Below are 25712 nucleotides of genomic sequence, written 5' to 3' on the forward strand. Positions count from 1 at the left end.
GTGGAGCAAAACAAGGATGTGAAAATCTACGGCCTGGATCAGCCCAAGCAGGATTTTAAATCACTGACCGAAGTATTCGAGCTGGCCTGGAAGCATGAGCAACAAGTGACCAAATGGTTGAATGAGATGATGCATCTGGCTGTGGAAGAGAAAGATTACGCCACTCAGAGTTTATTGAAATGGTATATTGACGAGCAAGTGGAAGAAGAAGCATCGATGCTGAAAATCTTGAAGCAGCTCCAGATGGTCGGCGAAAAAGGGCCTGGCATTTTTATGTTGGATGCGCATTTGAAAGAGCGGAAGTTTAAAGGGTAGATTTCTCAAATTCCAAAATTCAATATCCAAATTCCAAATAAGATCCAATTACCGAAAATTTAAATTCCGAAACAAGGTAATTGGGTAATTGGGAAAAATGAATCCTTTCGAAGGCTTCAAATCTTCGGAAGGGTGATCCATCGATAAGCAAGAGTGAATAAACATATCTAGATTTCTGCAAAATATCAGATATCGAGTCATTGCGAGGAGCGAAGCGACGAAGCAATCTTATGGACTAAAGATTGATGAGATTCCTCCCCGCCTACTGGCGGGTCGGAATGACTGGTTTCAGCATTTTGCAGATATCTAAACCATATCAGGAAAGGAGCGTTCCTATGACTCAATTAAATCAGATTTACAAATGCGAAATATGCGGCAACATCGTGGAAGTTGTCCATACTGGCAAGGGGGAGTTGGTCTGTTGCGGCCAGCCGATGAAATTGTTGGTTGAAAATACCGTGGACGCCTCGAAAGAGAAGCATGTGCCTGTCATCGAAAAATCTGGCAATAAGGTGACGGTGAAGGTCGGTAGCGTGGCGCATCCGATGGAGGAAAAGCATTACATCGAATTCATCGAGCTCATGGCCGATGGCAAAGTGTATCGGAAATTCCTGAAGCCAGGCGAAGCGCCCGAAGCGACGTTTGAGGTGACAGCGGCGAAATTAACAGCCCGAGAGTATTGCAACTTGCATGGCTTGTGGAGAGCGTGATTTCGATTTTAGAATTTTAAGAAAATTTCTCCAACGGATAGAAACAACCCAACGGATTTTTCCCCATGGATGATAAAACAGCAACAGATGGCATTCAAAAAATATCGGCCGCTGTTCTTTCATCCGTGGGAAATGATTTTTTTTATCGAATGTAAAAATCAGGAGATTCGCATGAACAAAATTAACATCGATCAATTGCCCCAGAAAAAAGGCCTGGTTTCGGCCAGAGGCAAGCCCCTCACTTTGCTGGGGCCAGAGTTAAAGGTGGGCGATAAGGCGCCCGAGTTTCAGGTGGTGGACAATAATTTGAACCCTGTCAAATTGAGTGACTTCAAGGGTAAAGTGGTGTTGTTGAGTGTGACACCATCGGTGGATACGGGCATTTGCGATCTACAGGCGAAGCGGTTCAATAAAATGGCCACTGAAGTTTCGGGCGATGTGGTGATCCTGAATATCAGTGTCGATCTGCCGTTTGCGCTGGCTCGTTGGTGCGGCGCTACGGGATCGGATAAAATCAAAACATTGAGCGATTACCAGGATTGGAATTTCGGCCTGCAATACGGTTTGCTCATCAAAGAGACAAGGCTGCTGGCACGCTCGGTGTGGATCATCGATAAAAATGGCATCATTCGATACATCCAGATCGTGCCTGAGTTGCCAACTGAGCCAAATTATGACGATGCGTTTCAGGCGTTGAAGAAAGTGGTCGGATAAATTCCCAGCTTTTTAATCCATTAAGAGGAGTGATGGAGTGTTGGAGTAATGAAAGGTTGAAGTGTTGAAGCATTCAGGATTCTAATGCTCCAACACTCCAATTATGAATCTAATTAGGCTTCTGCAAAATTAAAATCTTGTAGTCATTCCGAACGGATCCGTCCGTCAGCCTACGGACGGAGGAGTGAGGAATCTGCATTTCTCATGAACTCAATTGATTAACAAGATTCCTCGCTACGCTCGGAATGACAGGATTCTCTATTTGCAGAAGCCTGCAACTGAAAAATTTAGGAGGTAAAATGAAACGTCTATTTTTCATCTTAGCCCTGCTGTTTTTAATCACCCCCAATTTATTCTCTCAGCAACTTCCTGCAGGAGAAGAAGCGCTAGGGACGAAAAAATACGATCAATACGAAAAGCCTGAGGTCTGCAAGAGCTGCCACCCTGATATTTATCAGCAATGGACCCAATCGATGATGTCGCAATCTTATGTCCATCATTGGGATGAGATTGAGTATTTCGATCTGGCAGTGGCGCATGGGAAGGCGGATTCGAAGTTCTGGCCTGTATCCCATGGCTGCAACGGCTGTCATGCGCCGCTGGCGTTTTTGGCAGGGCAGGTGCCACCACCTCGGCCAGCGGAAAATTCTCGAGCCAACGAAGGCGTCAGTTGCGATGTCTGCCACACCATTACAGGCTTCAAGGGCGATACGCCATTCAATTTCAGCTATATTTCTCAGCCAGGGAGGGTGAAATACGGGCCTAAACCAGGATTGGTCTCTCCGCATCATGAGACTAAGCAGAGCGATTTCATGACCCAGGCTGAATTCTGTGGCAACTGCCATAATGAAAAAGATCCCTGGGGCGTCTGGGTGAAATCGACACATCTGGAATGGAAAGAGGGACCTTATGCCAAAGAAGGCGTGCCCTGCCATCGCTGCCATGCACCCAAAGCCTGGGGCAAAAACGCCACGATGTCCAAAGAAGATATGGTCGCCCAGCATCTGTTCCATGGAGCGCATGATCCTGGCAAAATTGCTGGAACCATCGAAATTCGCATGCACCCAGAGGAGCGAGAGGTGGAAGTGGGTGGTACCGTGGTTTTGAAGGTGCAGTTATTCAATGCCAAGACAGGACATAAATTTCCTACGGGATCGGTGGAAGATCGCATCGTGTGGCTACATGTAACGGCGACCGATGCGGCTGGCAAAGAGTATCATCTGCCCGTGGATAAGAAGGGTTTCGAGGGCGAAGAGTACACCATTGCGGCGGATGTGCTGGCGTATCAGGATCTGGGCATCCCCAAAGGCATTCCCAATTTCAAAGGTGTGCAGCGGGATGGTGTTCCAATCGGTGACAGAATTTTCCGCATGCCCTATTTCGATGAACAGGGACGGATGACCATCATGCAATGGAATACGGCGAAACTGGGTGTAGACTATCGTATTGGCCCCAGAGAGACGAAGGTCGAGACCTACACATGGAAGCTCCCTGAAAACATCGCTGTTGGCAAAGTTACTTTCAAGGCTCAGTTGAATTATCAAAAATTGGTGAAGCCAGTGGCGGATTTTCTGGGCGTTCCTGCCGATGAAAGCGAAATCGTGCCCGTCAATTCGGCGACGACGTGGGTTGAGGTTTATGATTAATTTTTGACCGCTAATTTCGCTAATTTGTCGAATTGCGCTAATTCGTCATTTGGAATAATTAGCACTGGAGAGAAAACTCTATGATTTGCGATTTGCCAGTCATTGCGAGGCGTTTTTTGCCGAAGCAATCTTTTTAATGAACGAAGGATTGCTTCATCGCTTCGCTCCTCGCAATGACTGATGAAATATCAGTTAATGAGTTTTCGTCCAAACAATAATTAGGGCAATTAGTGGTCGATGGATTTTGCCCGAAATGATCAAATTGAATGAGGAGAACATAGAATGAGATTTCAAAAAGTGTTAATCAGCTTTGTCGTTCTGCTTTTTACTTTATCATTATTTCTTCCCACCGATTCCAATGCTATCCCCGCTTTTGCCCGTCGTTACAAGATTTCCTGCACCACATGTCATGCGCCATTCCCCAAGCTGAAACCTTATGGCGATGAGTTTGCGGGCAACGGTTTTATCATGGTCGAAAATGAAAAGGAGCGGGATTATGTTACGGCTGGCGATAATCTGCTCTGGTTGAACAAAGAATTCCCTGTAGCGGTGCGATTCGATGCGTATGCCCTATTCGATGACAAGACCGATATCGACAAAGACCTGCAGATTCCCTGGGGCTTGAAATTTATGTCGGGTGGCACGCTCTATAAAAGTATTGGCTATTATTTTTACTTCTATCTTTCCGAGCGAGGCGAGGTGGCAGGCATTGAAGACGCATACGTTCATTTTGATAACGTGTTCGGCACGCCGCTGGATATCATGGTCGGCCAGTTCCAGACCTCAGATCCGCTGATGAAACGGGAATTGCGACTGACGTTTGAGGATTATGTTTTCTATAAAACCAAAATCGGCGATTCCCGAACCAATCTGGCTTATGATCGAGGCTTGATGTTGGTCTATGGTATTCAACAAACAGGAACGGATTTGGTTGGATTGATCGTCAATGGTAATGGGAAGGGCGAAGCAGGGGCCGATCGAAAATTTGACGATGATAAATACAAAAATTTCGGTCTGCGAATCAACCAGGGGGTGGGCAAAATCGGCAGTATTGGCGGCTATTTCTATCAGGGCAAAGAGAAGCTGAACGCTTTTGTGAATGACATTACATATTACGGGCCTGATGTCAATATCGCTGCTGGGCCGCTGGAATTGACCGCTCAATACTTGATCCGCAAGGACACCAATCCGTTGTTCGTTTCCAATGCCACCGAGATCAAATCCGAGGGAATTGTGGCCGAATTGATCTATTCACCCAAGCTGGACATGTCCCGCTTCTATTTCACGGGATTGTACAACCGCATTGATTCGGATTTGGATGCTTATGACTATCATACGGCAACGCTCAGCGGCACCTATCTGGTCGCCCGAAATTTGCGGCTCATTGCGGAGTACACCAGAGATATCGAGTTCGAGATGAATCGGTTTACATTGGGATTGGTTACTGGATTTTAAACAAAAAAATTCCAACGGATAGAAACAACCCAATGGATGATTTCGATTTTCGATTTACGAATTTAGATCTTAGAATAGCGCTGGTACTGAAATTTTTGCCCATATTTCAATTTACTGAAAACAATGCAACTGATGATTTCCCACGAATGATAGAACAATCACGGATATAATTTTAACGTGCTGAATCATTCGTGGGGAAAAGTCGAAACCAATATACGGATGCCAAGCAGTCTAACAGATTCCTAGTTTTTTATCTGTGGCTGTTTTATCATCCGTGTGGAACCACTTTTTTAAAAGATAGGAGTGAACCCATGTCATCCAACCGACGAGAGTTTTTAAAGCAAGCGGGAATTGGGGGCGGCGTATTGTTGTTCGGCAGCGGGATGGTTCATGCCAGCGGCATGGGCAAGCAGGGTCAGCCCATTGAGCCAGGCCAGCATCAACTGGCGCCGTTGCCGTACGATTACAATGCGCTGGAGCCAGTGATTGACGAGCAGACGTTGCGATTGCATCATGGCAAACACCATGCAGGTTATGTGAAGGGCTTGAACACGGCCGAGATCAAGCTCAAAGAGGCTCGGGAAGCCAACGATTTTGCGTTGATCAAACATTGGGAGCGGGAACTGGCGTTTCACGGCTCGGGACATGTATTGCATGAGATGTTCTGGCAGAATCTGTCGCCCAAAGGCGGCGGCAAGCCCGATGGCAAATTGGCCAAAGCCATCGACGCTGAGTTCGGTAGCTTCGATGCCTTCAAAGCGCAGATGATCGCTGCCACCAATGCTGTAGAAGGCAGTGGCTGGGGCGTGTTCGCCTATCATGTGCCATTTAAAAAATTAGTTATTCTTCAGGCCGAGAAGCATCAGGATTTGACCATCTGGGGAGCAATTCCGCTTTTGGTCATTGATGTCTGGGAACATGCCTATTATCTCAAATATCAAAATCGGCGCTCCGATTTTGTGACGGCGATTTTTGATATTATCAATTGGAAGGATGTGGCGGCGAGGTTTGAAGAAGCCAGTGAATAAATCTCAAAAAACAAATTTCAAATAAAATTCAAATCTCGATTTTCAATCCCCAAACTTTCATCTGCAGAAATAATCAGAGTGTTTGAGATTTTGGAAATTGATGATTTGAGATTTATTTGATTTTTGAGATTTGTCTATTTGGAATTTTAAGCATGGGAATTGAGCTATGAAAAAAATGATCCCCATCATCATTGTCATTTTAGCATTCACCACACGGCTGTTGCCAAACTCTGGTGGCATCACGGGGCGGACGACTACGGGCTGCACCTGTCATGGAACGCTGAGCGCAGGGAATTCGGTGATAACCATCAGCGCCTCGCCCGATATTTTTTCAGGCGCTGGTTTTGCAGCGGGCAATACCTATACTCTGACCATCACGGTCACGGGAGGCCCCAGTGGGAATTCAGGCGGCTTTAATTTGAAAGCATCAGCGGGAAGCTTCAGCAATCCCAGCGCTGCTGCCAAATTGCAATCGGGCGAAGTCACCCACAAAAATCCCTCATCCCGAACCTGGACCGTAGATTGGACCGCACCCACCACGCCCACTGATTCGGTGGTGTTCAATTTTACGGGCAATTCGGTCAATAACAATGGGGATTCTTCAGGGGATGATCCCACCGAGGTTGCTCGAAGGACGGCCTATCGAACGACGGCGATTGTCGATCGGGACCTGCTGGTCGTTACCAGTTTCCAACTCTGGCAGAATTATCCCAACCCATTCAATGCCGAAACCACGATCGGTTATCAGATTCATCGGCCAGGTGAGGTTCGGTTGCGGATTTTCGATCTGAATGGACGGGAGATTTTTAGCGCCACGCAGCAGCATGGTACGGCGGGAACTTATTTCTTCCATTGGAATGGGATCGGCATGGACGGCCGCCCAGCGGCTTCGGGCGTTTATGCCTATCAGGTCACCTTCAACAATACGACCCAAAGTCGAAAACTAATTTTGTTGAAGTGAAAAAAATTGTTGATAATATGAAATAAAATTTGCATATTTTAGCGGTCTAAGTGTAAAAGATCATAGGGCAAATAAAGCAAAATAACTAAGCTGCTATTTTTTGACATCCCCCCTGTCCCCCCTTCAAAGGGGGGAATGCTGAAACTCCCAATGCCAGTTTGTGGAGGAGAGTGGAGGATGTAAAAGCAATTTTGCCAAGTAGTCCAAATTAACCCAATCAGGAGGGAGAATTATGAAGACAAATGTTGGCGCTACGGACAAACTGATCCGCATCGTAGTGGGTATTCTGTTAATCGTTTGGGGCATCTTTGGCTCCAAGATTTGGGTCATTATTGGCCTGATCCCGCTCATCACAGGCTTGATCGGCTATTGCCCGCTTTACACAGTGCTGGGTATTAACACCTGCAAAACCAAAACCCAGTGATCAGATAGTAAAGTATCATTTTACCCTGATTCCATTCGCCAATTGGCGGATGGAATCAGGCAATTTCATTTACCTAAAACGTCGTGTCCGAAATTTCTTATGTTCACGTCTTTCATCGATATTCTGAACAAACGAAAAGCGTCTCGTGCCATTGCCATCACGGCATTGAGCGACGAGATCATCCATAAATTGATGGCTGCGGCCCAGCTTTCAGCCTCCTGTTTCAATAATCAACCCTGGCGATTTTTATTTCTGACCGAACCAGAAGCGTTGGAGAAAGGTCGTAAAGCGCTCTCAGGCGGCAATAGCTGGGCAAAAACAGCGCCCTTGCTAATCGTTGGATTCTCCAAACCCGATCTGGATTGCCAGCTAAAAGATGGTCGTAATTATTATTTGTTCGATCTCGGCATGGCCTGCCAGTTGATTCTCTTGCAAGCCACAGAACTGAATTTGATCGCTCGTCCCATGGCAGGCTTTTCGCCGCAGGTGATCAAAGACGAATTTAAAATCCCTGCGGAGTGGGAAATATACGTCATGATCGCCGTAGGTTATGAGGGCGATATAAGCCAGTTGAGTGAAGACTTGCAGAAGAAATCCTTGGCGCCGAGAACGAGAAAGCCGCTGGCGGAGAATTTTTTTATCAACAAGTTTGTGTGAATTGGGCTGAAAGAAGTCCTTATTATTATCAAACGGGACAAACGTAATTCGTTTGCGGAAAAGAAATCCGTTGGGTATTAAGATTAAGTTTATCTTCCCAACCGATAGATGAATAGATATCTGCAAAATGAAAATTTTGCTGTCATTCCGAACGAATCCGTCCGTCAGCCGACGGACTGAGGAGTGAGGAATCTATATTTCTGATGCGATCAAATGATTAACCAGATTTCTCGCTTGGCTCGAAATGACATTCTGCAGAACTCGGATAGATGAATTCAACGAATAAAAAATTAAACTCCAAATATCTAACCAGGAGAGGTATTTTATGCGAAAACTACTTTTGGCGGCGGTGATTGCGATTGTGGCAATTGGTTTAGTAATCCCAATTCAGGCGCAACAGAAAAGCAATCCTGAAAAACAACAAGCAGAGCTTCAGAAAAATGTCACGACGATATTCAAGAAGCATTGTGCCACTTCGGGCTGCCATCGAGGCCAGAATCCCAAGAAGAAATTGAATCTGGAGGCGGACAAATTCGTCGCTGCCGTGGTGGACGTCCCGAGCTTGCAAGTGGACTCGTTGAAACTAGTAGATACAAAAAATCCTGAGAAGAGCTATCTGTTGATGAAGGTCAAAGGGACGAAAGGGATTGTCGGCGATCGGATGCCAGAGGAGGCACCGCCGTTGAAGGCCGAGGAGATCGCTGCCATCGAGCAGTGGATTATCAGCTTAAAAGTTGCAACACCTAAAGAAGGGACCGAGAAGGTTCCTGAGGGTGAAAAAAAAAGCCCAAAAATGAATGAAGAAGCGGCAGGGGATGGCTTTGAAGCCCCTCCTTTCTGGGCGACCCAGCTTATCAACCTGCCGACCACGCAGCCGATCGGGGAAAGAGAGCTTCTGTTTCGGGTATCGCATCGCTTTTTCCCTGCCGTGAGCGAAGGCTATGACCAGTATTACGGGCTGAATGGCCCTGCCAATATCCTCATCGGGCTGGGCTATGGGATTACCGATAATTTGAACATTGGTTTTGGGCATAGCAACTTCAACCACGAGTGGGAATTGGCAGTGCAATGGCGCATGGTGGAGCAGGGCAAACAATGGAATTTCCCGCTGTCGGTGAGTTTGAGGGCAAGTGGCAGTCTCATCACGCAAAAATCGGATGACGAATCGGTATTCCGTTCGGAGAACTTTAAATCCAATTGGCAATTGATGCTGTCACGGCAGTTCACCAATGCCCTGTCGCTGCTGCTGGTGCCGTCGTTCTCGACCAATACCTATTATCTCGATCCGTTGACGGAGAACACCTTTGCGCTGGGCACGGGCGCCAGGTTCATGTTCGTGGAAGACCTTTCTCTGGTCGGTGAATGGGCGCCAGTTCTGTCGGGCTATAAATTCCGACATAATTATTGGGGATTGGGACTGGAGTACAAGGTCGGCGGACATGTGTTTCATGTCTTCGTCACCAATTCATTTGGCCTGACGTCAGACCAGTACATTACGGGCGGAAATCTGGATATCAAGGATGGCGATTATCGGATCGGTTTTAATATTTATCGGACGTTCTGGTTCTAATTGTGGGACAAGTTGGCAACTTGTCCAATTGTAGGACAGGTTGCCAACCTGTCCTACAAATTTGGTCGCAGAATTAAATTTAAAAATTCATTTCTGAGGGCCAAACCTGACTCTGCTGATTTCATTAATTCTTATGGTAAGGTTTGATTCTGACATCCCCCTAAATCCCCCTTCAAAGGGGGACTTGCTATAGTTCGCCCCCTTTGAAGGGGGGACAGGGGGGATGTTAATGGGTGCCAAAATATTTATTTCGTTAATCTGACTACGAATTATGAATTTTCCAACTGCGCTAATTAAGGCATTAGCGAATCCATATGCTAGCGCACGTTGAAATTAGCGGTCTAAATTTCAAATCAAAAACAAGGAAATAAACCAATGGCTTCTAACGGCAAAGGAATCGAAAAGCAATTGTTCGCTCTGTTTCTGGTGGCACTGGGTGGCTGGTTGCTCCATCTCAGGGTTCATCCATTTGCGGATAATCCGACCAATTATGTGCCATTCATTTTCGGTTTAATCAGCGTCTTTTTTGTGCCTATCTTGCTCAGCTTCCGAGCGACGTTTTTGGTCGGCTATCTGCTGAACGGCTTTAGCGTAGTGATCGGCGTGGTGGCGATGATAACCTTCAGTTTGTCGGGCTTATCCAGTCCCGTAACATTTTCGGATGTAGTATTGCGAACGACCCTGCCGCATAATGTGATTTTGTTATCCAAACTGTTCATTGGGCAGATGGTGCTGTTCCATTATTATCCCACGGGATTGGGCAGAGTGTTTACGGCTTGGTGGTGGGCGAGGCATTTTGTGTATGTGGCGACGGTTTTTGCGGTGGGGCATTTGGTGATCAGGTAATTGGGTAACTGGGTAATTAAGGCAATTGGTTAATGGGAGATTGAGAGATGCTAAAACATTTTATGCGTGGCAAACTGGGGTGGTGGATTCTGCATGTGATCGTGGTGCTGATGGTGTTGGCGTTGGGATATTTTGTGCAATTTTGACATTACTTAGTCAGATTATTTAATTCACCACTGTTTACGGGGTCATTTCGAGCGAAGCGAGAAATCTGTTTATCAAACCGACTAATACTTAAACATACAGATTCCTTACTCCGCTTCGCTTCGTTCGGAATGACTCGACTAAGCTCAATATGACTAAGTAGTGTTAATTAATATAAGACAACAAGGCATCTTGTTCTGCAGTAGGTTTGTGATGTTTTAATGCAAAAAAGTTCCAACGGAAAGAAACAACCCAACTGATATTTGTTTTTTTCATCCGTTGGGTTGTTTCAATCCGTTGGGCATTGACGATTTCTTCTCATTGACTTTATTTTTAAGGAGCCGCAGGAATGAAAGTAAAAGACATCTTAGCTGCAAAAGGGACACATGTCGTTACGATCAATCAGGAAGCTACAGTCTACGAAGCCTTGGAGACATTTGCTGCTAATCGGGTAGGGTCATTATTGGTACTGGACGAGAAAGGAGGCATTGTGGGCATCGTTGCTGCCAGAGATGCGCTGATGGCTGTTTTGCGAGCCTGCGATGAAATTCGGAAAATCAAAGTAAAGGAAATCATGACCAAAAATATTATTATCGGTGATCCAGAAGACGATCTGGATAGCGTTGAGGTGATCATGACCGAGAACCGTATCCGCCATCTGCCGATCATCAAGGACAACAAATTGGCTGGCATCGTCTCCATCGGCGATGTGGTTAAGGCCCAGTTGAAAAATATTCATGTGGAGAACCGATATTTGAAGGATTATATTTTGGGGAAATATCCAGCTTGATTTTGATTTCGGATTTTAGAATTCGGATTTCGGAATTATTACTTGACATAACTGATTCCATTGCTTCAAGCGATGGAATCAGTGTGAAATCCTAAACCGTAATAGGGATAAAATTATAACCAATTAAGGAGACTCATCATGCAAAAGTACGTCTGCCAGGTGTGTGGCTATGTGTACGATCCCGCTGAAGGCGATCCCGATGGCGGCATTAAACCAGGGACCAAATTCGAAGACATCCCCGACGATTGGGTGTGCCCAGTCTGCGGCGCTGACAAGAGCCAGTTCGAACCGACAGATTAATTGGTAGTTCTGTTACGCATTGATTTAACAATTTAGCTTTGGATGATTTGAGTGGTTGGGGACACTTATCAGTAATCAGTGGTCAGTGATCAGTAGGTCAGTGGGGCAATATTTTATGCTCGCAAAATCTACTCGCTAAGGGTTGAAATGCTGAACTGATCAGTCATTGCGAGGAGCGAAGCGACAAAGCAATCAACTTTTTATGAAGCGATTGCTTCGCTTCCAGTGTGTGTGAAATCGTCTGATTTTTCTGTCATTCCGAACGGAGCGCAGCGGAGTGAGGAATCTATATGTCTCGAAAACATTTGGTATTAACCAGATTCCTCGCTTCGCTCGGAATGACATTACAATAATACATTCAATGTTTTCACACAGTATGTTAGTTCGCAATGACATTTTTTAAGTCATGTGACAAATTAAGCCTTAATGAGTAGACTTACTCAACCGACTTGACCACTTAACAACTCAACCAATTGATCACCCAACCACTCAACGAATCCATAAAACAGGAGCAATCGATGATTATCAATAATATGACGATATTAATGGGCGGTGATGCAGGGCAGGGGCTGGATTCTACGGGGTCTGGTTTTTGTAAATCTTTAGCTCGGGCGGGCTTGCAGGTTTTCAGTGTGCAGGACAATCGTTCTCGCATTCGTGGCGGGCATAATTTCTATGTGATCAAGACATCGGACCAGCCGATCGTTAGTTGGACTGAGCCTGTGCAGGTGCTGATTGCGCTCACCGAAGAATCGGTCGGCATTCATCAATCGAAGATTGTGCCAAGCGGTGCTGTGATTTTCGATTCAGAGATGAACGTGGATCAGGAAGCGCTGAAGCAAAAGCAGATCAAACCCATCGCTGTGCCGTTGGGCAAAATTGCCCAGGAGGTGGGCGGCAGCAAGGTGATGGCCAATACCGCAGCTCTGGGCGCTCTGGCTGGGCTGACACAATTTCCCATGGAGCATATCTTCTCGGTCATCAGAGATAATTTCAAGAAAAAAGGCGAGCAGGTGGTCGAGATCAATGCCAAAGTTTCGCAGGGGGCGTATGATTTTGTGCGGCAAAATTATCCCGATTCGTTCGGCTGGAAATTGCAGGCGGTGAAGGCGCCCGAGCGGATGGTGATGAATGGGAATGAAGCGATTGCATTGGGAGCATTGGTGGGCGGCTGCAATTTCACGGCTGCCTATCCCATGACGCCAGGCACTTCCATTTTTGAATGGCTGAACAAAAACGCTGACAAATATGGCATCGTTTCTAAGCAGGCGGAGGACGAGATCGCTGCGATCAACATGGCCATCGGCGCAGCGCATGTTGGTGCCAGGGCGCTGGTCCCGACCTCAGGCGGCGGCTTCTCGTTGATGGTCGAGGCGCTGGGATTGGCGGGCATGACCGAGACGCCCGTGGTGATCGTGCTGGCGCAGCGGCCAGGTCCGTCTACGGGATTGGCCACTCGCACTGAGCAGGCCGATCTGCTATTTGCGCTTCATGCCTCCCAGGGCGAATTTCCCAGATTCATCATTGCCCCAGGCGATACCAAACAATGTTTTGAAGCAGGCGCTCGGGCGTTCAATCTGGCGGAAAAATATCAGGCGCCAGCAATTATTTTGACAGATGATTTTCTGGCCACATCAAATCGAACGATTGATAAATCGGAAATTGATTTTAGCAAGATTAAAATTGAACGAGGCAAATTGTTGACCGATGCCGATCTGGATCGTTTCCAGGGGGAATATAAACGTCATGCGTATGTGGAAGATGGTGTATCGCCCCGAGCTCTGCCAGGTCATCCCAAAGCCGTGTTCCGAACCACCAGCGATGAGCACAACGAGGTGGGCGAGATCATCGAGGATGCCGAGACCCGCATCAGAATGCACGAGAAGCGGATGAAGAAATTGGAGACGGCGCTGCCTGACATGAACGGACCGATTCTGTACGGACCCGAAATAGCTGAGACCACGTTTATTTGTTGGGGCTCGACTTTGGCACCATTGCAGGCTGCGGTTCAAGAGTTAAATCAAACCAAAAAGAACAGCGCCAACATTTTGCAGTTTGTCGATCTCTGGCCGCTCAATGAACAGAAGATTCGGCCGTATTTCAAAAAAGCAGGGAGGCTGATCGCTGTGGAAGGCAATTTTACAGGCCAACTGGCAACGCTGCTGAAGATGACGTTGGGCATCGAGGTGGCTGGCAAGATTTTGAAATACGATGGTCGGCCGTTTTCGCCTGAGTATATTTTGAGGCAGTTTGAGAAGTTTTGAGACCGCTAATTTCGCTAATTTTTCGAATTGCACGAATTGGAATAATTCCTTTCAAAAGTTCCAAATCTTTGAAAGGATTATTATGCTATAATGAGGTATGGGAATAATGGAAGCAATTCAAATAAAATCCACAAATGGCGACCTTACAATTAAGATTGATAAATCAAAAATCGATCTGGATGTCATTCTTGAATTTTTGGACCGCTTACGAGTGGAGTTTTTAGCCCAAAAAATTGATTTCGATAAAGAAATACTCAAAATATCGGATGAGATTAAAGAGAACTGGTGGAGCAGAAATAAAGAAAGATTCGTTGCGGAAGTAAAATGAAAATTGTAATCGATACCAATATTCTTTTTTCTGCTCTTTTATCGAAAGAAACCTCATTAAGAAAGACTCTGTTCAGCAGGGATAATTATTTCTATTCTCCAAACTTTGTTGTGGCTGAAATCTTTAAACACAAAGAGCGAATCCTGAAATATTCGAAATCCGAGGAATCGGATGTCTATGAATTCTTAAATAGCATTCTAAAAAAGATCAATTTCGTGAACGAAGATTTTATTTCGATCGAGAATTGGCAGGAGGCTTTTAGACTTTGTTCAGATATTGATCAAAAAGATACTCCGTTTGTCGCTCTTGCATTAGAGCTGAACGCTATGCTATGGACTGGAGATAATAAGCTGAAGCGAGGATTGATTGCAAAAGGATTTAATAGCTTTTTTGTTCCAGACTTTTGATGCCTAAGATTGCTGAATAAAGCGAAAGCGGTTTTTCAAAGATTTGTTAGAAAAGGTGGTTCGAGTACTATAAAGAAATTGAATTGGCAATTCGGATGGTGAATTGAAAATTGTTAATTGATAACTATCGAGGAAAACATGGCAGAAGTCAAAGATTACGAAACCCATCATAAACCGACCTGGTGTCCTGGCTGTGGCAATTATGGGATCTGGAATTCACTGAAAGCGGCATTGGCTAATCAAAATATAGCACCGCACCAGGTCTTGATTGTCTCAGGCATTGGTTGTGGCAGCAAGCTGCCTGATTATACATATGCAAATGGCTTCATGAGCTTGCACGGCCGTCCGCTTCCTGTGGCTACTGGGGCTCATTTAGCGAATCATGAATTGAAAATCATATTGACCCACGGAGATGGCGATGGCTATAGCATGGGCGGCAACCATTTCATCCACGCTATTCGGCGCAATATCGATGTGGTAGATATTTATCAGAACAATAAAGTCTATGGCTTAACTAAAGGGCAGTATTCGCCAACCAGCGACAAAGGTTTTATTTCGAAAACAACCTTGAATGGCTCGATCGAGGAAAGCGTGAATCCCATTGCCATTGCTATTGCCCAGGGAGCAACTTTTGTGTCCCGTGGCTTTGCTGGTGATATGAAACATCTCACCTGGCTGATCGAACAGGCATTGCAACACAAAGGCTACAGCCTGGTCGATGTTTTCCAACCCTGTGTCAGCTTCAATAAAGTAAATACCTATCAGTGGTACATGAAGCGAGTCTATAAACTGCAGGACGATACCGATTACGATGTGACCAATCGCACGCTGGCGTTTGAAAAATCGCTGGAATGGGGCGATAAAATTCCCATTGGGATTTTTTATCAGGTGAAAGGCAAGCTGACCTACGCAGATCAGTTGCCCGTGCTGAAAAAAGGCGCTATGGTGAAACAAGCAATGAGAACCAGTGTGCCCGAAGAGGTGAAGAATCAGTTTGTTTAATTTTTGCTCATTTAGAGTTAAGTTGAGAGATGGAAAGATGGATTAATGGAGTAGTGCGATATTTCATAGCTTCATTAATCCAAAACTCCAGTTAACATTTTTTTATGAGGAGAATAAAACATGTTAAAAGTCGGAGATAAAGCGCCTGATTTCACGTTGAAATCAGATAAAGACGAAGATGTAAAATTATCAGATTATCTTGGTAAAGCGGAAATTGTTTTATACTTTTATCCGAAAGATAATACGCCAGGCTGCACCAAAGAAGCCTGTTCGTTCCGAGATAATATTCAACCTATCCGAGCAAAGAACGCCGTGGTGCTAGGCATCAGTCCTGATAGCGTGAAATCGCATCAAAGCTTCGTGAAAAAGCAGAACTTGAATTTCACCTTGCTCAGCGATCCCGATAATAAAGTGGCTCAAGCGTATGGCGCCTGGGGCGAAAAGAGCATGTACGGCAAAAAATACATGGGGATCCTGCGAACCACATTTGTGATCGGCAAAGATGGCAGGATCAAGCATGTGTTTGAAAAGGTGAAGCCGGAAGGACATGCGGAAGAAGTGCTTCAAGTGTTGGGCAATTAGGAAATGGGTAACTGGGTAATTGGCTTTTCGGGTAACTGAGGGTGATTTGGTAATTGAGTGGTCGGGTAATTGGATAATTTGTATCTAATTAAATGATCGCCTATTTTCTGATTAATAAAATAGCCTGATTACCAAATTGCCTAGTTCCCCAATTACCTGACAAAACTAATAGCAAAGGAGATAACGAATGTTTGAATATGAAGTAAAAAATAGAATACCGATACTGATGGCAATCAGCACCTGTCCCCGATGTCAGCGGATGAAGAAATTTTTGGAAATGAATGGTATCAAGGCGAAAATTGTGGATATTGATTTATTGCCGATTGAAGAAAAAAAAGCCAATATGAGATTTCTCCAGCCGATTAACCCTCGACTTTCATTCCCGACATTGATCGTGGGAGATTTGGCAGTGATCGGAGAAGACTATGAAGGCGCCAAGGAGGTGCTCGGCTTATGACCGTGGAGCAATATCATGAGGTCTTGAAAAAATTTGCCCCCAAGCAGGGGCTGATTTTAAATAACGATTGGGATATCGTTCGGCCATTGTTGGAGGGGCTATTAAAAAATGGCGAGCGCTATGGTTATCGCTCCTGTCCCTGTCGGCCAGCAGCGGGCGTGTTGGAGAAAGATCGGGACATCGTTTGCCCTTGCGTCTATGCCAAGCCCGATATTGCGGAATATGGCGCTTGCTACTGCTGGCTGTACGTGTCCGAGGACTGGAATGCGGGTAAAATTCCGCACGTCCAGGTGCCAGAGCGACGGCCTGTGGAGAAGATTTTGGATTTTTGATTTTTCTGCTAATGGGGCAAATAGATATTGTTAGGCCAAATACCCATCAATAATTCCCCGTTAATTAAAACTCAATATCATTGGCAAAGGGACTCATTTTGCGCTAATGGACATTGTAAGCTCTGTAAATTATATTCCAATTCGACTCACTGACGAACGATGGCGACATATTGTCGAGAACCATAACGATATGGCAGGTTTTTATTATGAAGTGTTAGAGACAGTGGAAAATCCAAAATGGATCTTTAAAGGGGATGAAGATGATCTCTGGGCAGTGAAGTTAATTTCAGAAAAGAAAGCATTGCTTGTAATATATAAAGAATCAAAAGAACAAAATGATGGTTTTATCATTACAGCATTCCTGACCACAAAACTTAACAAGTTATTAAAGAGGAAAATATTATGGCAACAGCAGCAGCAGTGAAAAATATTTTTCAGGCAGTGCCATATATCAAAAAAATTGGTGCCAAACACATCTGGTTTGATTTTGATGAAGAAGCAGATGTGCTGTATATTAGCCTGGAGAGACCTCAGAATGCGACCGATACTGACATCTTGGAAGATGGGGTGTTTCTCAGACTTCGAGGGAAAAAAGTCGTTGGGATAACGATTACCAATTTGAGCAAAAAATTTTGAAGCTTTTTCCTTTTTATTCCAATCAGAATCTATATAGCTATCGAATCGGATTTCAACTGTGCGCCAGCAAATATTGATAAATTTACTGCTGAATAAGAGACAAACAATAAATAATAGGTAAAATATCAGCAACCTCAAATTCCTAGCCTCGAGGAAAAGGAATGAGAAATAAGGCAATTTCATTTCAGGTTCAGAAAACGGTTCAGATCGGTACAACAAAATTTATTTTGTATAGCATCGAAAAACTATCAAAAGAATTAAACAGAATAATCCATCGCCTCCCCTTCTCTATCAAAATCCTGCTCGAATCCTTGCTCCGCCATGAGAACGGGGTGGAAGTCACCCAAAACGATATCATCAATTTGGCCAGTTGGAAAGCCAAAAATGTCCAGAAAGTCGAAATTCCTTTTATGCCTGCTCGGGTGGTGTTGCAGGATTTCACGGGTGTGCCCGCCGTCGTTGATCTGGCAGCACTTCGATCGGCCGCTGTTCGATTGGGGGGTGATCCGCAAAAAGTCAATCCACAAATTCCCGTCGATCTGGTGATCGATCATTCTGTGCAGGTGGATCGCTTCGGGACGAAAACGGCGTTGGCTTTCAATGCGGAAAAGGAGTTCGAACGAAATCGGGAGCGTTATGAGTTCTTGAAATGGGCCACCCATACCTTCAAAAATTTTCGGGTCGTGCCGCCTGCCACTGGCATTGTGCATCAAGTCAACCTGGAATATCTGGCTAAGGTAGTGCAACAGCAGAAGGATGAGACTGGGCAAACGGTCTTATTTCCCGATACGCTGGTCGGCACCGATTCGCACACACCGATGATCAACGGCCTGGGCGTGCTCGGCTGGGGCGTTGGTGGCATCGAGGCAGAGGCGACGATGTTAGGACAACCGTATTATATGCTTATGCCTGAAGTGATCGGCTTCAAGCTCACAGGGAAATTGCAACCAGGGGCGACGGCTACGGATCTGGTGCTGACGGTCACGGAGATGCTGCGCAAAAAGGGCGTGGTCGGCAAATTTGTGGAATTTTATGGGACAGGCCTGTCCTCGCTGAGCCTGCCTGATCGAGCCACCATCTCCAATATGGCGCCCGAATACGGCGCTACAGTCGGCTATTTCCCTGTTGATGATGAAACCTTGCGTTACCTCAGAAATTCGGGACGGCCAGAGGAACTGGCACAAATCGTCGAGTATTATTGCAAAGAACAGGGCTTGTTCCGCACCGATGAGACGCCTGATCCTGAATTCACCGACACGGTCGAATTGGATCTGGGCAACGTCGTTCCCAGTGTTTCTGGGCCGAAACGCCCCCAGGATCGGGTGAGTTTAGAGCGAGTTAAAAAATATTGGTATGAAACCCTGCAAGCGCCAACTGATAAGCGGGGCTTCGCTGTGAAGGAAGAAGATAAAGACAAAATTACCACGCTAACCGTAGGGGAACAGACCTTTCCGCTGCGACACGGCTCGGTGGTGATCTCGGCCATCACTTCCTGTACCAACACTTCCAATCCATCGGTGATGATCGGTGCAGGGCTACTGGCTCGTAATGCCGTCAAGCTGGGGCTGAAAACCAAGCCGTGGGTGAAAACCTCGCTGGCGCCAGGGTCAAAGGTGGTCACTGAATATCTTCATGCCACAGGACTGATGCCCTATCTGGAGGCGCTGGGATTTCATCTGGTGGGCTATGGCTGCACCACCTGCATCGGTAATTCAGGCCCGCTACCAGAGCATATTTCCAAGGCGATTAATGAAAATAAGCTGGTAACTGTCGCCGTGCTGTCGGGCAATCGCAACTTCGAGGGACGCATCAACCCCGATGTGCAAGCCAGCTTTTTGATGTCGCCACCATTGGTCGTGGCCTATGCGTTAGCAGGTTCAATCGACGTCGATTTGATGAATGAGCCGATCGGGTATGATCCCAATGGCCAGCCTGTTTTTTTGAAGGATATTTGGCCAAACGAGGCTGAGGTTCAGCAGTTGATCGATGAATACGTCAAATCCGAGATGTTTCAGCGCCAGTACAGCGATGTATTCGATGGCAATGAGACCTGGAATCGGGTGGCGGTTCCCAAAGGCGATGTCTATGAGTGGAATCCAAAGAGCACCTATATTCAGGAGCCGCCGTTCTTCAAAAACGTTACTGCCGAAATTCCGCCATTGAAAAATATTTTTGGTGCTAGGGTGCTGGCCTGGCTGCCCGATTCGACCACGACGGATCATATTTCGCCTGCGGGAGCGATCTCGCCAACTTCACCAGCAGGGAAATACCTCATTTCCATCGGGGTTCAACCAAAGGATTTCAATTCTTACGGCAGCCGTAGGGGCAATCATGAGGTGATGATGCGAGGCACGCTGGCCAATATTCGGATCAAGAATAAGCTGCTCCCAGGCATAGAGGGCGGCTACACGATTTACCAGCCCACAGGCGAGCAACTGGCGATGTGGGATGCTGCCGAAAGATATATGAAGGACGGAACTCCATTGCTCATTTTGGCGGGCAAAGAATACGGGTCAGGCTCGTCTCGGGACTGGGCGGCCAAAGGCGTTTTGTTGCAGGGCGTGAAAGCGGTGATTGCCGAAACCTACGAGCGGATTCATCGATCGAATCTTGTAGGCATGGGCGTGCTGCCGCTGCAATTCAAACCAGGTCAAAGCGTAGAAAGTCTGGGCCTGACGGGATTCGAGACATTCGATATTATCGGTATTGAAGAAAATCTGAAACCAGGAGCAGAATTAATTGTAAAGGCGACTTCGAAAGATAACAAAGTCATCGAATTTAGAGTCGATTGCCGATTGGATACGCCAGTGGAGTTGGAATATTATCGGCATGGGGGGATTTTGAATGCGGTGCTGAGGAAGAATCTATTGAATTAAATAAATGCCTAAATTTGCATAATATAAAAACGAACACATTTTCCAAACAAAATATAATAGGAGAAACCAAATGTCAAACCAAACCACCGCTGTCAAAGCTCTGAAAACCGCCATCGAAATAGAGGATCAGGGGCTATTGAATTTTTTGAAATTTGCCCGCCAGACCAAAGATACCACGGGCAAGAACATGTTCATACGATTGGCCATGGATGAACATGAGCATCGCCGCATCATCGAGAAACAGTTGGCCAATTTGATGGAGGGCAAGCCACTGCTCAAGATCGAAATTCCCAAATCCGAGATTGAACAGGTGGCGCCGACGATTCGAGAGAAACAGCAGAAAACCCGAGGCGAATCGGGCCTGCTGGAGATCGATGCGTTGAACACGGCGCTCGATTTAGAGCGAAAAGCAGCTAAATTTTTCAGGGATCAGGCCAATTTAGTGGACGATCCTGAAGCCAAATCCATGTTTATCCGATTGGCTGAGTGGGAGGACGCCCATTTCGACATCATTCAGGCGGAATTGGATTCAATTCAGGGCACGGGGTTCTGGTTTGGGATTCCTGAGTTTCAGATGGACGGGAAGTTTTGATCAGTGATCAGTGATCAGTGATCAGTGATCAGTGATCAGTAATCAGTGATCAGTAATCAGTGATCAGTAATCAGTGATCAGTCGGCGGTCTTCAAAGGGCAGTCGGTTGTTTTTGATAGCGAACTGGCTGGAAGAGGATGTTGTCTAAAATTGAAGCGAATAATTTGACATAGCCATATCATAAAATTTAGACATTTGCAAAAATGCAAAAACCCGCTATTCTGAGCGGAGTGAGGGATCTCTTTATTTGAGGGTGAACTGGTTTAATAGATAGCTTTCTCGCTTCGATCGAAGTGACGCAATATTTTTTGATGAATTTTTCTCATCTACCAAGCTAGCGTCAGCATGAACGTATCAATGATAATTTAGTTCGGAGGAAAGCATGGCAGGAAAAAATGTGGGCTTGATGGAAGCAATTCAAATTGCAATGGACGCCGAGGCAAAGGCCAATAAATTCTATGCAGAATCCGCCCAAAAAGTCACAAGTGAACAAGGCAGAAATTTGCTTAAACAATTAGCTGACTTTGAGCGGAATCATTACAACAAGCTGAATGAGCTAAAAATTTCTTTGGAAAAAGAGGGCAAATTCATCAAGTATGAAGGCACGCAATTTAAGCCGTTTCAAATAGAGGCAGCACCTGAAGCGGCGCGAACGCCCGAAGCTCATAAAGAAGATGTGCTCGATATCCTGGCGATGGCCATCGATGCTGAATCCAAAGCGCACCAGCACTATAAGCGAATGGCGGGGGAAACAAAAGATAAAGATGGTAAGGCGATGTTCGAAAAACTGGCCGAAGAAGAGACCATGCACCGCCGCATTCTGAGCGACGAATATTATCAAATCGCCAATAGCGGTGGCTTATGGGTTTGGGGAGAATGATTTTGATTGCTGGTTTCGGATTTCGGAATTAGGTTTTTGAATACCAAATCCCAAAATACAAATCCCAAATAAATTTCAATTTTCAAATGATGAGCGGACCTTTAAAACCGCTAATTGCGCTAATTGTCCGAATGACGCTAATACGCCATCTGGCAGCTAATATCAGTTAGCCCAAATTAGCGAAATGAGTGGTGAGGACTCTTTGATTGTGAACCTTTAAAAGGTGGAGGATTTTTCGATTTGAACATTGGAAATTGAATTTTGGAAATTATTTGGATTTTGAAATTTGGGGTTTAGAATTTTCAAGGGATCTTAAACCATAACAATTGTCGCAGGAGAAAATCATGTCCTTAACCGTAGAGCAGGCGCTGAAGGTCGCCATCGATGCGGAAATTCAGGCCTATAATCTTTATACCAGCGCTGCCCAAAAGATCAGTGGGGCTGGCACCAAAACCATGTTGACGGAATTGGCGCAGCAGGAGCTGGGGCATCGGAGAAAATTGGAGCATGTATTGGCGAAAAAAGACTACAGTGTGTTAGGCAAATCGGTCCCGAAAGAGAGCCGAGGAATTGCCGAGTTTTTGGCCGATACCGAGGAATTGCCAGCCAATGCCACCACGCAGCAAGTAATGATCTTCGCCATCAAAAAGGAAGAGCGGGCGTTCAATTTTTACACCACGCTGAAAGATCAATTTTTGGGCACAGAGCTGGAAAATTTGTTCAGTGGTCTGGCAGCGGAAGAACAGGGCCATAAGGTCAAATTGGAAGAAGATTACGAAGAGCATTTCATGCAGTGGAATTGAAAGGGGGCAACTTGAAATCGATCGCCATATGGTGGCAGGCGTTCCGCTTTCATTTTGTGCCGCCTAGCTTTATGCCAGCCATCCTGGGAAGCGTGCTGGCCTGGGCACTGACAGGTCAATTCTATTTCTGGTATTTTCTTATCGCTGTCATCGGCGTGACGATCAACCACATCGCTTTGAACATGACCGATGACTATTTCGATTACAAGCACTCGGTGGATCGGGCCAAAGATCGGGAGAAGAATCCCTACTCCGGCGGCAGCGGGACGCTCACCTCGGGGCTGATCCAACCGAGAACCATGTATCTGGTCTTGATGGCAGGCTATGTGATTACCATCCTGCTTGGTCTGTATTTGACAGCGCTGCGAGGCTGGTGGGTGTTCATTATCGGCGCTTTTGGAATGGGTTGCGCCTATTTTTACACGGCCCCGCCTATTCGGTACGGTTATCATGGCTTTGGCGAGCTCTCCCAATTGATCAATTTCAGCCTGACCATCGGCTTGGGTGCTTACTACGTTCAGGCGCAAGCCTTTTCCAGCGAAGCTGCTTGGGCTCTGCTGCCACTGGGCTTCATGATGTTTTCGATGATCACCATCAATGAAATCCCTGATGAAGCCGACGATCGGGCAGGCGGAAAAAATAATCTGGTGGTCATTTTTGGCAAAAAGACAGCGGTCTGGTTGTATGGCCTTAGCATGGTGATCGCCTATCTTATCGTGCTGGTCACGCCGCTGCTGAAGCTCACCAACCCCTGGATGCTTTTGAGCCTGGCGACGCTGCCGTGGTTCATCAAAGCGTTTTCGATTTTGTATCGGCATTATCAGGATGCCCTGCAGATGTCGCCTGCTAACATGCTGACCATTCGCATCCATAACGTGACGGGCTTGCTGCTAATCGCCGCTTATGTGATTCAGGGCTTGAGAAATGGACTGCCATTTCGCTCGATACTCTTGGCGCTGATTGTTTTGGTCGTATTATATTTGCCCGTGGTTTTGACAGTTTTTATTCCGATCATTCCAGTGAAGCCTGGTGAGAAATATGTCAAGAGGAGTTAACGACATTCGATTGCAATATCTCCACCCAATGATAGATGTTCAGTGAAATTTCTGTTACCCCAGAAATGATTGACTTGACCTGTATCGACCCAATATGGTGACTATGTTTATTTTGAATATTTCATGCAAACCAGTTGGTATATCAGACAGGTGGAATTATTTTGTTTGAGCACTGGCAAGAAATCATCGACTGAAGCATATGAAGACTAAGATGGACTGCAATTCGTGGCTCCTGGCATTAGGCTTGATAATTGCCATCAACACGACAACACCTCTGGTGGATCCATTCAGTAATAGTGGTGCCGATGCGATGCTTGAGAGTTCGAACAGCTTGTCGACCATGCGGTCATTTCACCAGGATTCAATGCGATCAGGATCAATGGCGCTGCCAGACAGGACGCTTTCAGGAATTGATTCATCAGAGGAGGTATCCCCTTGTTCAAAAGCGGCGCTGATTGCAAGTGTTGCTGGCTTCAATTACTGGTATTATAAACGACTCAAGCCCGTTTGGTGGGACGGCGATGGAGCTCATTTTCATTTTATTAATGACTGGTACAGAAATTATGCTCTGGAACAGGATAAATTCAGCCATTTTTTTGCTGCTCAGTTTATGGCCCGTCAATGGGCGACCATTTGTGAAAACCTGGGCTGGCCGACGGAGCGGGCTTATTTCTGGGGTGCGATCTGTGCGTTAACGACTGAAACGGGAACTGAGGTCTTAGATGGTTTCACCCGTCGTTTTGGATTCAGCTTTCCCGATTATCTGGCTGATATTGGCGGGGCATTTTTTCCTTACTTTCAGCAAAAATACCCAGCTTTGCAACACATAAAAATGAAAATGAGCTATCGAGCATCTCCGTTTTATCTCGGTGGAGGAACCGATCTTTTTGAAGATTATGATGGCATGACTTTCTGGTGGAGCTTTAATATTCGTCAGCTTCTGCCTGTTCGAATAAAAAAATATTACCCCTATTTTCTTTGGGTGGCTGTTGGATATGGAGTTGATAGGGTATGGATTGGACCCCATCGTACTCGACAACTCTACCTTGCACTTGATTATAATTTCAGCAATGCTCGGATAAGAAATCGATTGATTAGGTATCTGTTGAATTTATTGGATCTGGTTCATCTCGGTGCTCCTACCCTGCAATTATATCCTTTTTTCAAAAATTATGGTTATTTCTACTAATTGTTAGAGAGGAGGATGGTCATGAAAGCTCACATTATTTTTCTAGTAATGATTTTGATGGTGAAGGCATCACCAGTAAGCAGCTCGCAACGATCTGGTTCACCAAAAGACACGATTGTGGTCAGTCAAAAGCAGATCTATAATTATCGCCATGAACTCGGCCGCGCCATTTTGCTTATTGTACAGACCAAATCAGACAGCGTTATTCAAGGAAAATTTGAAAAATTAGCATATTCCTTATTAATACTCAAAGATCAAGATGTTTATAAGGCGCAGGCGTTATCGGATATCAAAAAAATTACTGCTATTACAAAACGGAATTTAAATACTAAAGGTCCTCTAATAGGGATGATTATTGGCTTCGTTGCGGGATTTGCCATCGCAGCGATAGCTCAGGAAGAAGAACCCTCACCACCTCCTGATTATGGTGCTAATGAGCCGAATTTGAGCAGCCAAGAACGAATGGAACGATCAAACCAACAGGCAATAGCTCAGAGTCAATATCAGCGGGAAGTTGAAAGTGTTCGCTTAAGAAATCAAAGCTTTTTAATATTTTTCCCGCTTCTCGGTGCTGGTATCGGATCGTTGATTGGTAAAGCGGTAGATGATGAAAAGGGACAATCAATCTCAACTACAGTTTATATTTTTGCTGATAATATGAACGATATCGAACGTCAGCAATTGGGCTTAGTAAATTACCAAGGTCAATGACCAATTAGGCAACAAAAGTCCGATCACCAAAATTGAGA

General features: G+C 45.7%; 29 protein-coding genes. All 29 read left to right on the plus strand.

Going from position 1 to position 25712, the window contains the following annotated elements; translation table 11 throughout:
• A partial coding sequence (locus ONB37_15645; GenBank protein MDZ7401589.1) for a ferritin occupies window positions 1-315 on the plus strand: 315 nt, incomplete at its 5' end.
• A gap of 335 nt (window positions 316-650) precedes the next feature.
• A complete protein-coding gene (locus ONB37_15650) occupies window positions 651-1025 on the plus strand; it encodes a desulfoferrodoxin (protein MDZ7401590.1) in 375 nt (124 codons plus the stop codon).
• A 171-nt stretch (window positions 1026-1196) separates the two neighbouring features.
• A complete protein-coding gene (tpx, locus tag ONB37_15655) occupies window positions 1197-1739 on the plus strand; it encodes a thiol peroxidase (protein ID MDZ7401591.1) in 543 nt (180 codons plus the stop codon).
• Between the two features lie 299 nt (window positions 1740-2038).
• Complete coding sequence (locus tag ONB37_15660) at window positions 2039-3385, plus strand: multiheme c-type cytochrome (GenBank protein ID MDZ7401592.1); 1347 nt, start codon at window positions 2039-2041, stop codon at window positions 3383-3385.
• A gap of 282 nt (window positions 3386-3667) precedes the next feature.
• Window positions 3668-4840, plus strand: a complete 1173-nt coding sequence (locus tag ONB37_15665; protein ID MDZ7401593.1) for a hypothetical protein — start codon at window positions 3668-3670, stop codon at window positions 4838-4840.
• Between the two features lie 311 nt (window positions 4841-5151).
• On the plus strand, window positions 5152-5868 hold the full coding sequence (locus ONB37_15670; GenBank protein MDZ7401594.1) for a superoxide dismutase: 717 nt from the start codon (window positions 5152-5154) through the stop codon (window positions 5866-5868).
• Window positions 5869-6034: 166 nt separating this feature from the next.
• Window positions 6035-6829, plus strand: a complete 795-nt coding sequence (locus ONB37_15675) for a T9SS type A sorting domain-containing protein (protein ID MDZ7401595.1) — start codon at window positions 6035-6037, stop codon at window positions 6827-6829.
• A gap of 232 nt (window positions 6830-7061) precedes the next feature.
• Window positions 7062-7253 (plus strand): DUF2892 domain-containing protein, encoded by a 192-nt coding sequence (locus ONB37_15680; GenBank protein MDZ7401596.1) that lies wholly within the window; start codon window positions 7062-7064, stop codon window positions 7251-7253.
• Window positions 7254-7352: 99 nt separating this feature from the next.
• Window positions 7353-7910, plus strand: coding sequence for a nitroreductase family protein (locus ONB37_15685; protein ID MDZ7401597.1), 558 nt, complete (start codon window positions 7353-7355; stop codon window positions 7908-7910).
• Window positions 7911-8235: 325 nt separating this feature from the next.
• Window positions 8236-9480: a DUF5777 family beta-barrel protein gene (locus ONB37_15690; GenBank protein MDZ7401598.1), complete on the plus strand. Its 1245-nt coding sequence runs from the start codon at window positions 8236-8238 to the stop codon at window positions 9478-9480.
• A 375-nt stretch (window positions 9481-9855) separates the two neighbouring features.
• Window positions 9856-10326, plus strand: coding sequence for a hypothetical protein (locus ONB37_15695; protein MDZ7401599.1), 471 nt, complete (start codon window positions 9856-9858; stop codon window positions 10324-10326).
• A gap of 493 nt (window positions 10327-10819) precedes the next feature.
• Entirely contained in the window at window positions 10820-11260 is a 441-nt protein-coding gene (locus tag ONB37_15700; GenBank protein ID MDZ7401600.1) for a CBS domain-containing protein, read from the plus strand.
• A 138-nt stretch (window positions 11261-11398) separates the two neighbouring features.
• On the plus strand, window positions 11399-11560 hold the full coding sequence (locus tag ONB37_15705) for a rubredoxin (GenBank protein MDZ7401601.1): 162 nt from the start codon (window positions 11399-11401) through the stop codon (window positions 11558-11560).
• Between the two features lie 518 nt (window positions 11561-12078).
• Window positions 12079-13824 (plus strand): 2-oxoacid:acceptor oxidoreductase subunit alpha, encoded by a 1746-nt coding sequence (locus ONB37_15710; GenBank protein MDZ7401602.1) that lies wholly within the window; start codon window positions 12079-12081, stop codon window positions 13822-13824.
• 106 nt (window positions 13825-13930) lie between these two features.
• Entirely contained in the window at window positions 13931-14152 is a 222-nt protein-coding gene (locus ONB37_15715) for a hypothetical protein (GenBank protein ID MDZ7401603.1), read from the plus strand.
• Window positions 14149-14559, plus strand: a complete 411-nt coding sequence (locus ONB37_15720; GenBank protein ID MDZ7401604.1) for a putative toxin-antitoxin system toxin component, PIN family — start codon at window positions 14149-14151, stop codon at window positions 14557-14559. Before ONB37_15715 ends, ONB37_15720 begins: the two co-directional genes overlap by 4 nt.
• A 138-nt stretch (window positions 14560-14697) precedes the next feature.
• Window positions 14698-15561, plus strand: a complete 864-nt coding sequence (locus ONB37_15725; GenBank protein MDZ7401605.1) for a 2-oxoacid:ferredoxin oxidoreductase subunit beta — start codon at window positions 14698-14700, stop codon at window positions 15559-15561.
• Between the two features lie 120 nt (window positions 15562-15681).
• A complete protein-coding gene (bcp, locus tag ONB37_15730; protein MDZ7401606.1) occupies window positions 15682-16143 on the plus strand; it encodes a thioredoxin-dependent thiol peroxidase in 462 nt (153 codons plus the stop codon).
• A 187-nt stretch (window positions 16144-16330) separates the two neighbouring features.
• Window positions 16331-16600 (plus strand): glutaredoxin family protein, encoded by a 270-nt coding sequence (locus tag ONB37_15735; GenBank protein ID MDZ7401607.1) that lies wholly within the window; start codon window positions 16331-16333, stop codon window positions 16598-16600.
• Window positions 16597-16932 carry a ferredoxin:thioredoxin reductase gene (locus ONB37_15740; protein ID MDZ7401608.1) on the plus strand — a complete coding sequence of 112 codons (336 nt, stop codon included), beginning with the start codon at window positions 16597-16599 and terminating at the stop codon, window positions 16930-16932. The genes ONB37_15735 and ONB37_15740 overlap by 4 nt, the downstream gene beginning before the upstream one ends.
• Before the next feature lie 190 nt (window positions 16933-17122).
• Window positions 17123-17356: a hypothetical protein gene (locus ONB37_15745; GenBank protein MDZ7401609.1), complete on the plus strand. Its 234-nt coding sequence runs from the start codon at window positions 17123-17125 to the stop codon at window positions 17354-17356.
• Complete coding sequence (locus tag ONB37_15750; protein ID MDZ7401610.1) at window positions 17335-17568, plus strand: DUF2283 domain-containing protein; 234 nt, start codon at window positions 17335-17337, stop codon at window positions 17566-17568. Before ONB37_15745 ends, ONB37_15750 begins: the two co-directional genes overlap by 22 nt.
• Window positions 17569-17729: 161 nt before the next feature.
• Complete coding sequence (acnA, locus tag ONB37_15755) at window positions 17730-20444, plus strand: aconitate hydratase AcnA (protein ID MDZ7401611.1); 2715 nt, start codon at window positions 17730-17732, stop codon at window positions 20442-20444.
• Between the two features lie 70 nt (window positions 20445-20514).
• A complete protein-coding gene (locus ONB37_15760) occupies window positions 20515-21036 on the plus strand; it encodes a ferritin family protein (GenBank protein ID MDZ7401612.1) in 522 nt (173 codons plus the stop codon).
• A 382-nt stretch (window positions 21037-21418) separates the two neighbouring features.
• The gene (locus tag ONB37_15765) at window positions 21419-21916 is read left to right on the plus strand and encodes a ferritin family protein (protein MDZ7401613.1); all 498 of its coding nucleotides are present in this window, start codon (window positions 21419-21421) and stop codon (window positions 21914-21916) included.
• A 344-nt stretch (window positions 21917-22260) separates the two neighbouring features.
• Complete coding sequence (locus ONB37_15770) at window positions 22261-22719, plus strand: ferritin family protein (GenBank protein ID MDZ7401614.1); 459 nt, start codon at window positions 22261-22263, stop codon at window positions 22717-22719.
• An 11-nt stretch (window positions 22720-22730) separates the two neighbouring features.
• The gene (locus ONB37_15775; GenBank protein MDZ7401615.1) at window positions 22731-23774 is read left to right on the plus strand and encodes a prenyltransferase; all 1044 of its coding nucleotides are present in this window, start codon (window positions 22731-22733) and stop codon (window positions 23772-23774) included.
• A gap of 211 nt (window positions 23775-23985) precedes the next feature.
• Entirely contained in the window at window positions 23986-24963 is a 978-nt protein-coding gene (locus ONB37_15780; protein MDZ7401616.1) for a YfiM family protein, read from the plus strand.
• 21 nt (window positions 24964-24984) lie between these two features.
• A complete protein-coding gene (locus tag ONB37_15785) occupies window positions 24985-25674 on the plus strand; it encodes a hypothetical protein (GenBank protein ID MDZ7401617.1) in 690 nt (229 codons plus the stop codon).
• The last annotated feature ends 38 nt before the right edge of the window (window positions 25675-25712 follow it).

It is taken from the genome of candidate division KSB1 bacterium (genome assembly GCA_034506395.1).
Lineage (GTDB): Bacteria > Zhuqueibacterota > Zhuqueibacteria > Thermofontimicrobiales > Thermofontimicrobiaceae > Thermofontimicrobium.

Bases quoted from the DNA above. Each gene is read 5' to 3' on its own strand.
- ONB37_15740 (MDZ7401608.1), top strand. From the start codon at position 16,597: ATGACCGTGGAGCAATATCATGAGGTCTTGAAAAAATTTGCCCCCAAG.
- ONB37_15675 (MDZ7401595.1), top strand. From the start codon at position 6,035: ATGAAAAAAATGATCCCCATCATCATTGTCATTTTAGCATTCACCACA.
- ONB37_15650 (MDZ7401590.1), top strand. From the start codon at position 651: ATGACTCAATTAAATCAGATTTACAAATGCGAAATATGCGGCAACATC.
- ONB37_15665 (MDZ7401593.1), top strand. From the start codon at position 3,668: ATGAGATTTCAAAAAGTGTTAATCAGCTTTGTCGTTCTGCTTTTTACT.
- ONB37_15715 (MDZ7401603.1), top strand. From the start codon at position 13,931: ATGGAAGCAATTCAAATAAAATCCACAAATGGCGACCTTACAATTAAG.
- ONB37_15765 (MDZ7401613.1), top strand. From the start codon at position 21,419: ATGGCAGGAAAAAATGTGGGCTTGATGGAAGCAATTCAAATTGCAATG.
- ONB37_15660 (MDZ7401592.1), top strand. From the start codon at position 2,039: ATGAAACGTCTATTTTTCATCTTAGCCCTGCTGTTTTTAATCACCCCC.
- ONB37_15735 (MDZ7401607.1), top strand. From the start codon at position 16,331: ATGTTTGAATATGAAGTAAAAAATAGAATACCGATACTGATGGCAATC.
- ONB37_15785 (MDZ7401617.1), top strand. From the start codon at position 24,985: ATGAAAGCTCACATTATTTTTCTAGTAATGATTTTGATGGTGAAGGCA.
- bcp (MDZ7401606.1), top strand. From the start codon at position 15,682: ATGTTAAAAGTCGGAGATAAAGCGCCTGATTTCACGTTGAAATCAGAT.
- ONB37_15750 (MDZ7401610.1), top strand. From the start codon at position 17,335: ATGGCAACAGCAGCAGCAGTGAAAAATATTTTTCAGGCAGTGCCATAT.
- ONB37_15780 (MDZ7401616.1), top strand. From the start codon at position 23,986: ATGGACTGCAATTCGTGGCTCCTGGCATTAGGCTTGATAATTGCCATC.
- ONB37_15725 (MDZ7401605.1), top strand. From the start codon at position 14,698: ATGGCAGAAGTCAAAGATTACGAAACCCATCATAAACCGACCTGGTGT.
- ONB37_15720 (MDZ7401604.1), top strand. From the start codon at position 14,149: ATGAAAATTGTAATCGATACCAATATTCTTTTTTCTGCTCTTTTATCG.
- ONB37_15760 (MDZ7401612.1), top strand. From the start codon at position 20,515: ATGTCAAACCAAACCACCGCTGTCAAAGCTCTGAAAACCGCCATCGAA.
- ONB37_15680 (MDZ7401596.1), top strand. From the start codon at position 7,062: ATGAAGACAAATGTTGGCGCTACGGACAAACTGATCCGCATCGTAGTG.
- ONB37_15770 (MDZ7401614.1), top strand. From the start codon at position 22,261: ATGTCCTTAACCGTAGAGCAGGCGCTGAAGGTCGCCATCGATGCGGAA.
- acnA (MDZ7401611.1), top strand. From the start codon at position 17,730: ATGAGAAATAAGGCAATTTCATTTCAGGTTCAGAAAACGGTTCAGATC.
- ONB37_15745 (MDZ7401609.1), top strand. From the start codon at position 17,123: ATGGCAGGTTTTTATTATGAAGTGTTAGAGACAGTGGAAAATCCAAAA.
- ONB37_15670 (MDZ7401594.1), top strand. From the start codon at position 5,152: ATGTCATCCAACCGACGAGAGTTTTTAAAGCAAGCGGGAATTGGGGGC.
- ONB37_15685 (MDZ7401597.1), top strand. From the start codon at position 7,353: ATGTTCACGTCTTTCATCGATATTCTGAACAAACGAAAAGCGTCTCGT.
- ONB37_15690 (MDZ7401598.1), top strand. From the start codon at position 8,236: ATGCGAAAACTACTTTTGGCGGCGGTGATTGCGATTGTGGCAATTGGT.
- ONB37_15695 (MDZ7401599.1), top strand. From the start codon at position 9,856: ATGGCTTCTAACGGCAAAGGAATCGAAAAGCAATTGTTCGCTCTGTTT.
- tpx (MDZ7401591.1), top strand. From the start codon at position 1,197: ATGAACAAAATTAACATCGATCAATTGCCCCAGAAAAAAGGCCTGGTT.
- ONB37_15710 (MDZ7401602.1), top strand. From the start codon at position 12,079: ATGATTATCAATAATATGACGATATTAATGGGCGGTGATGCAGGGCAG.
- ONB37_15705 (MDZ7401601.1), top strand. From the start codon at position 11,399: ATGCAAAAGTACGTCTGCCAGGTGTGTGGCTATGTGTACGATCCCGCT.
- ONB37_15700 (MDZ7401600.1), top strand. From the start codon at position 10,820: ATGAAAGTAAAAGACATCTTAGCTGCAAAAGGGACACATGTCGTTACG.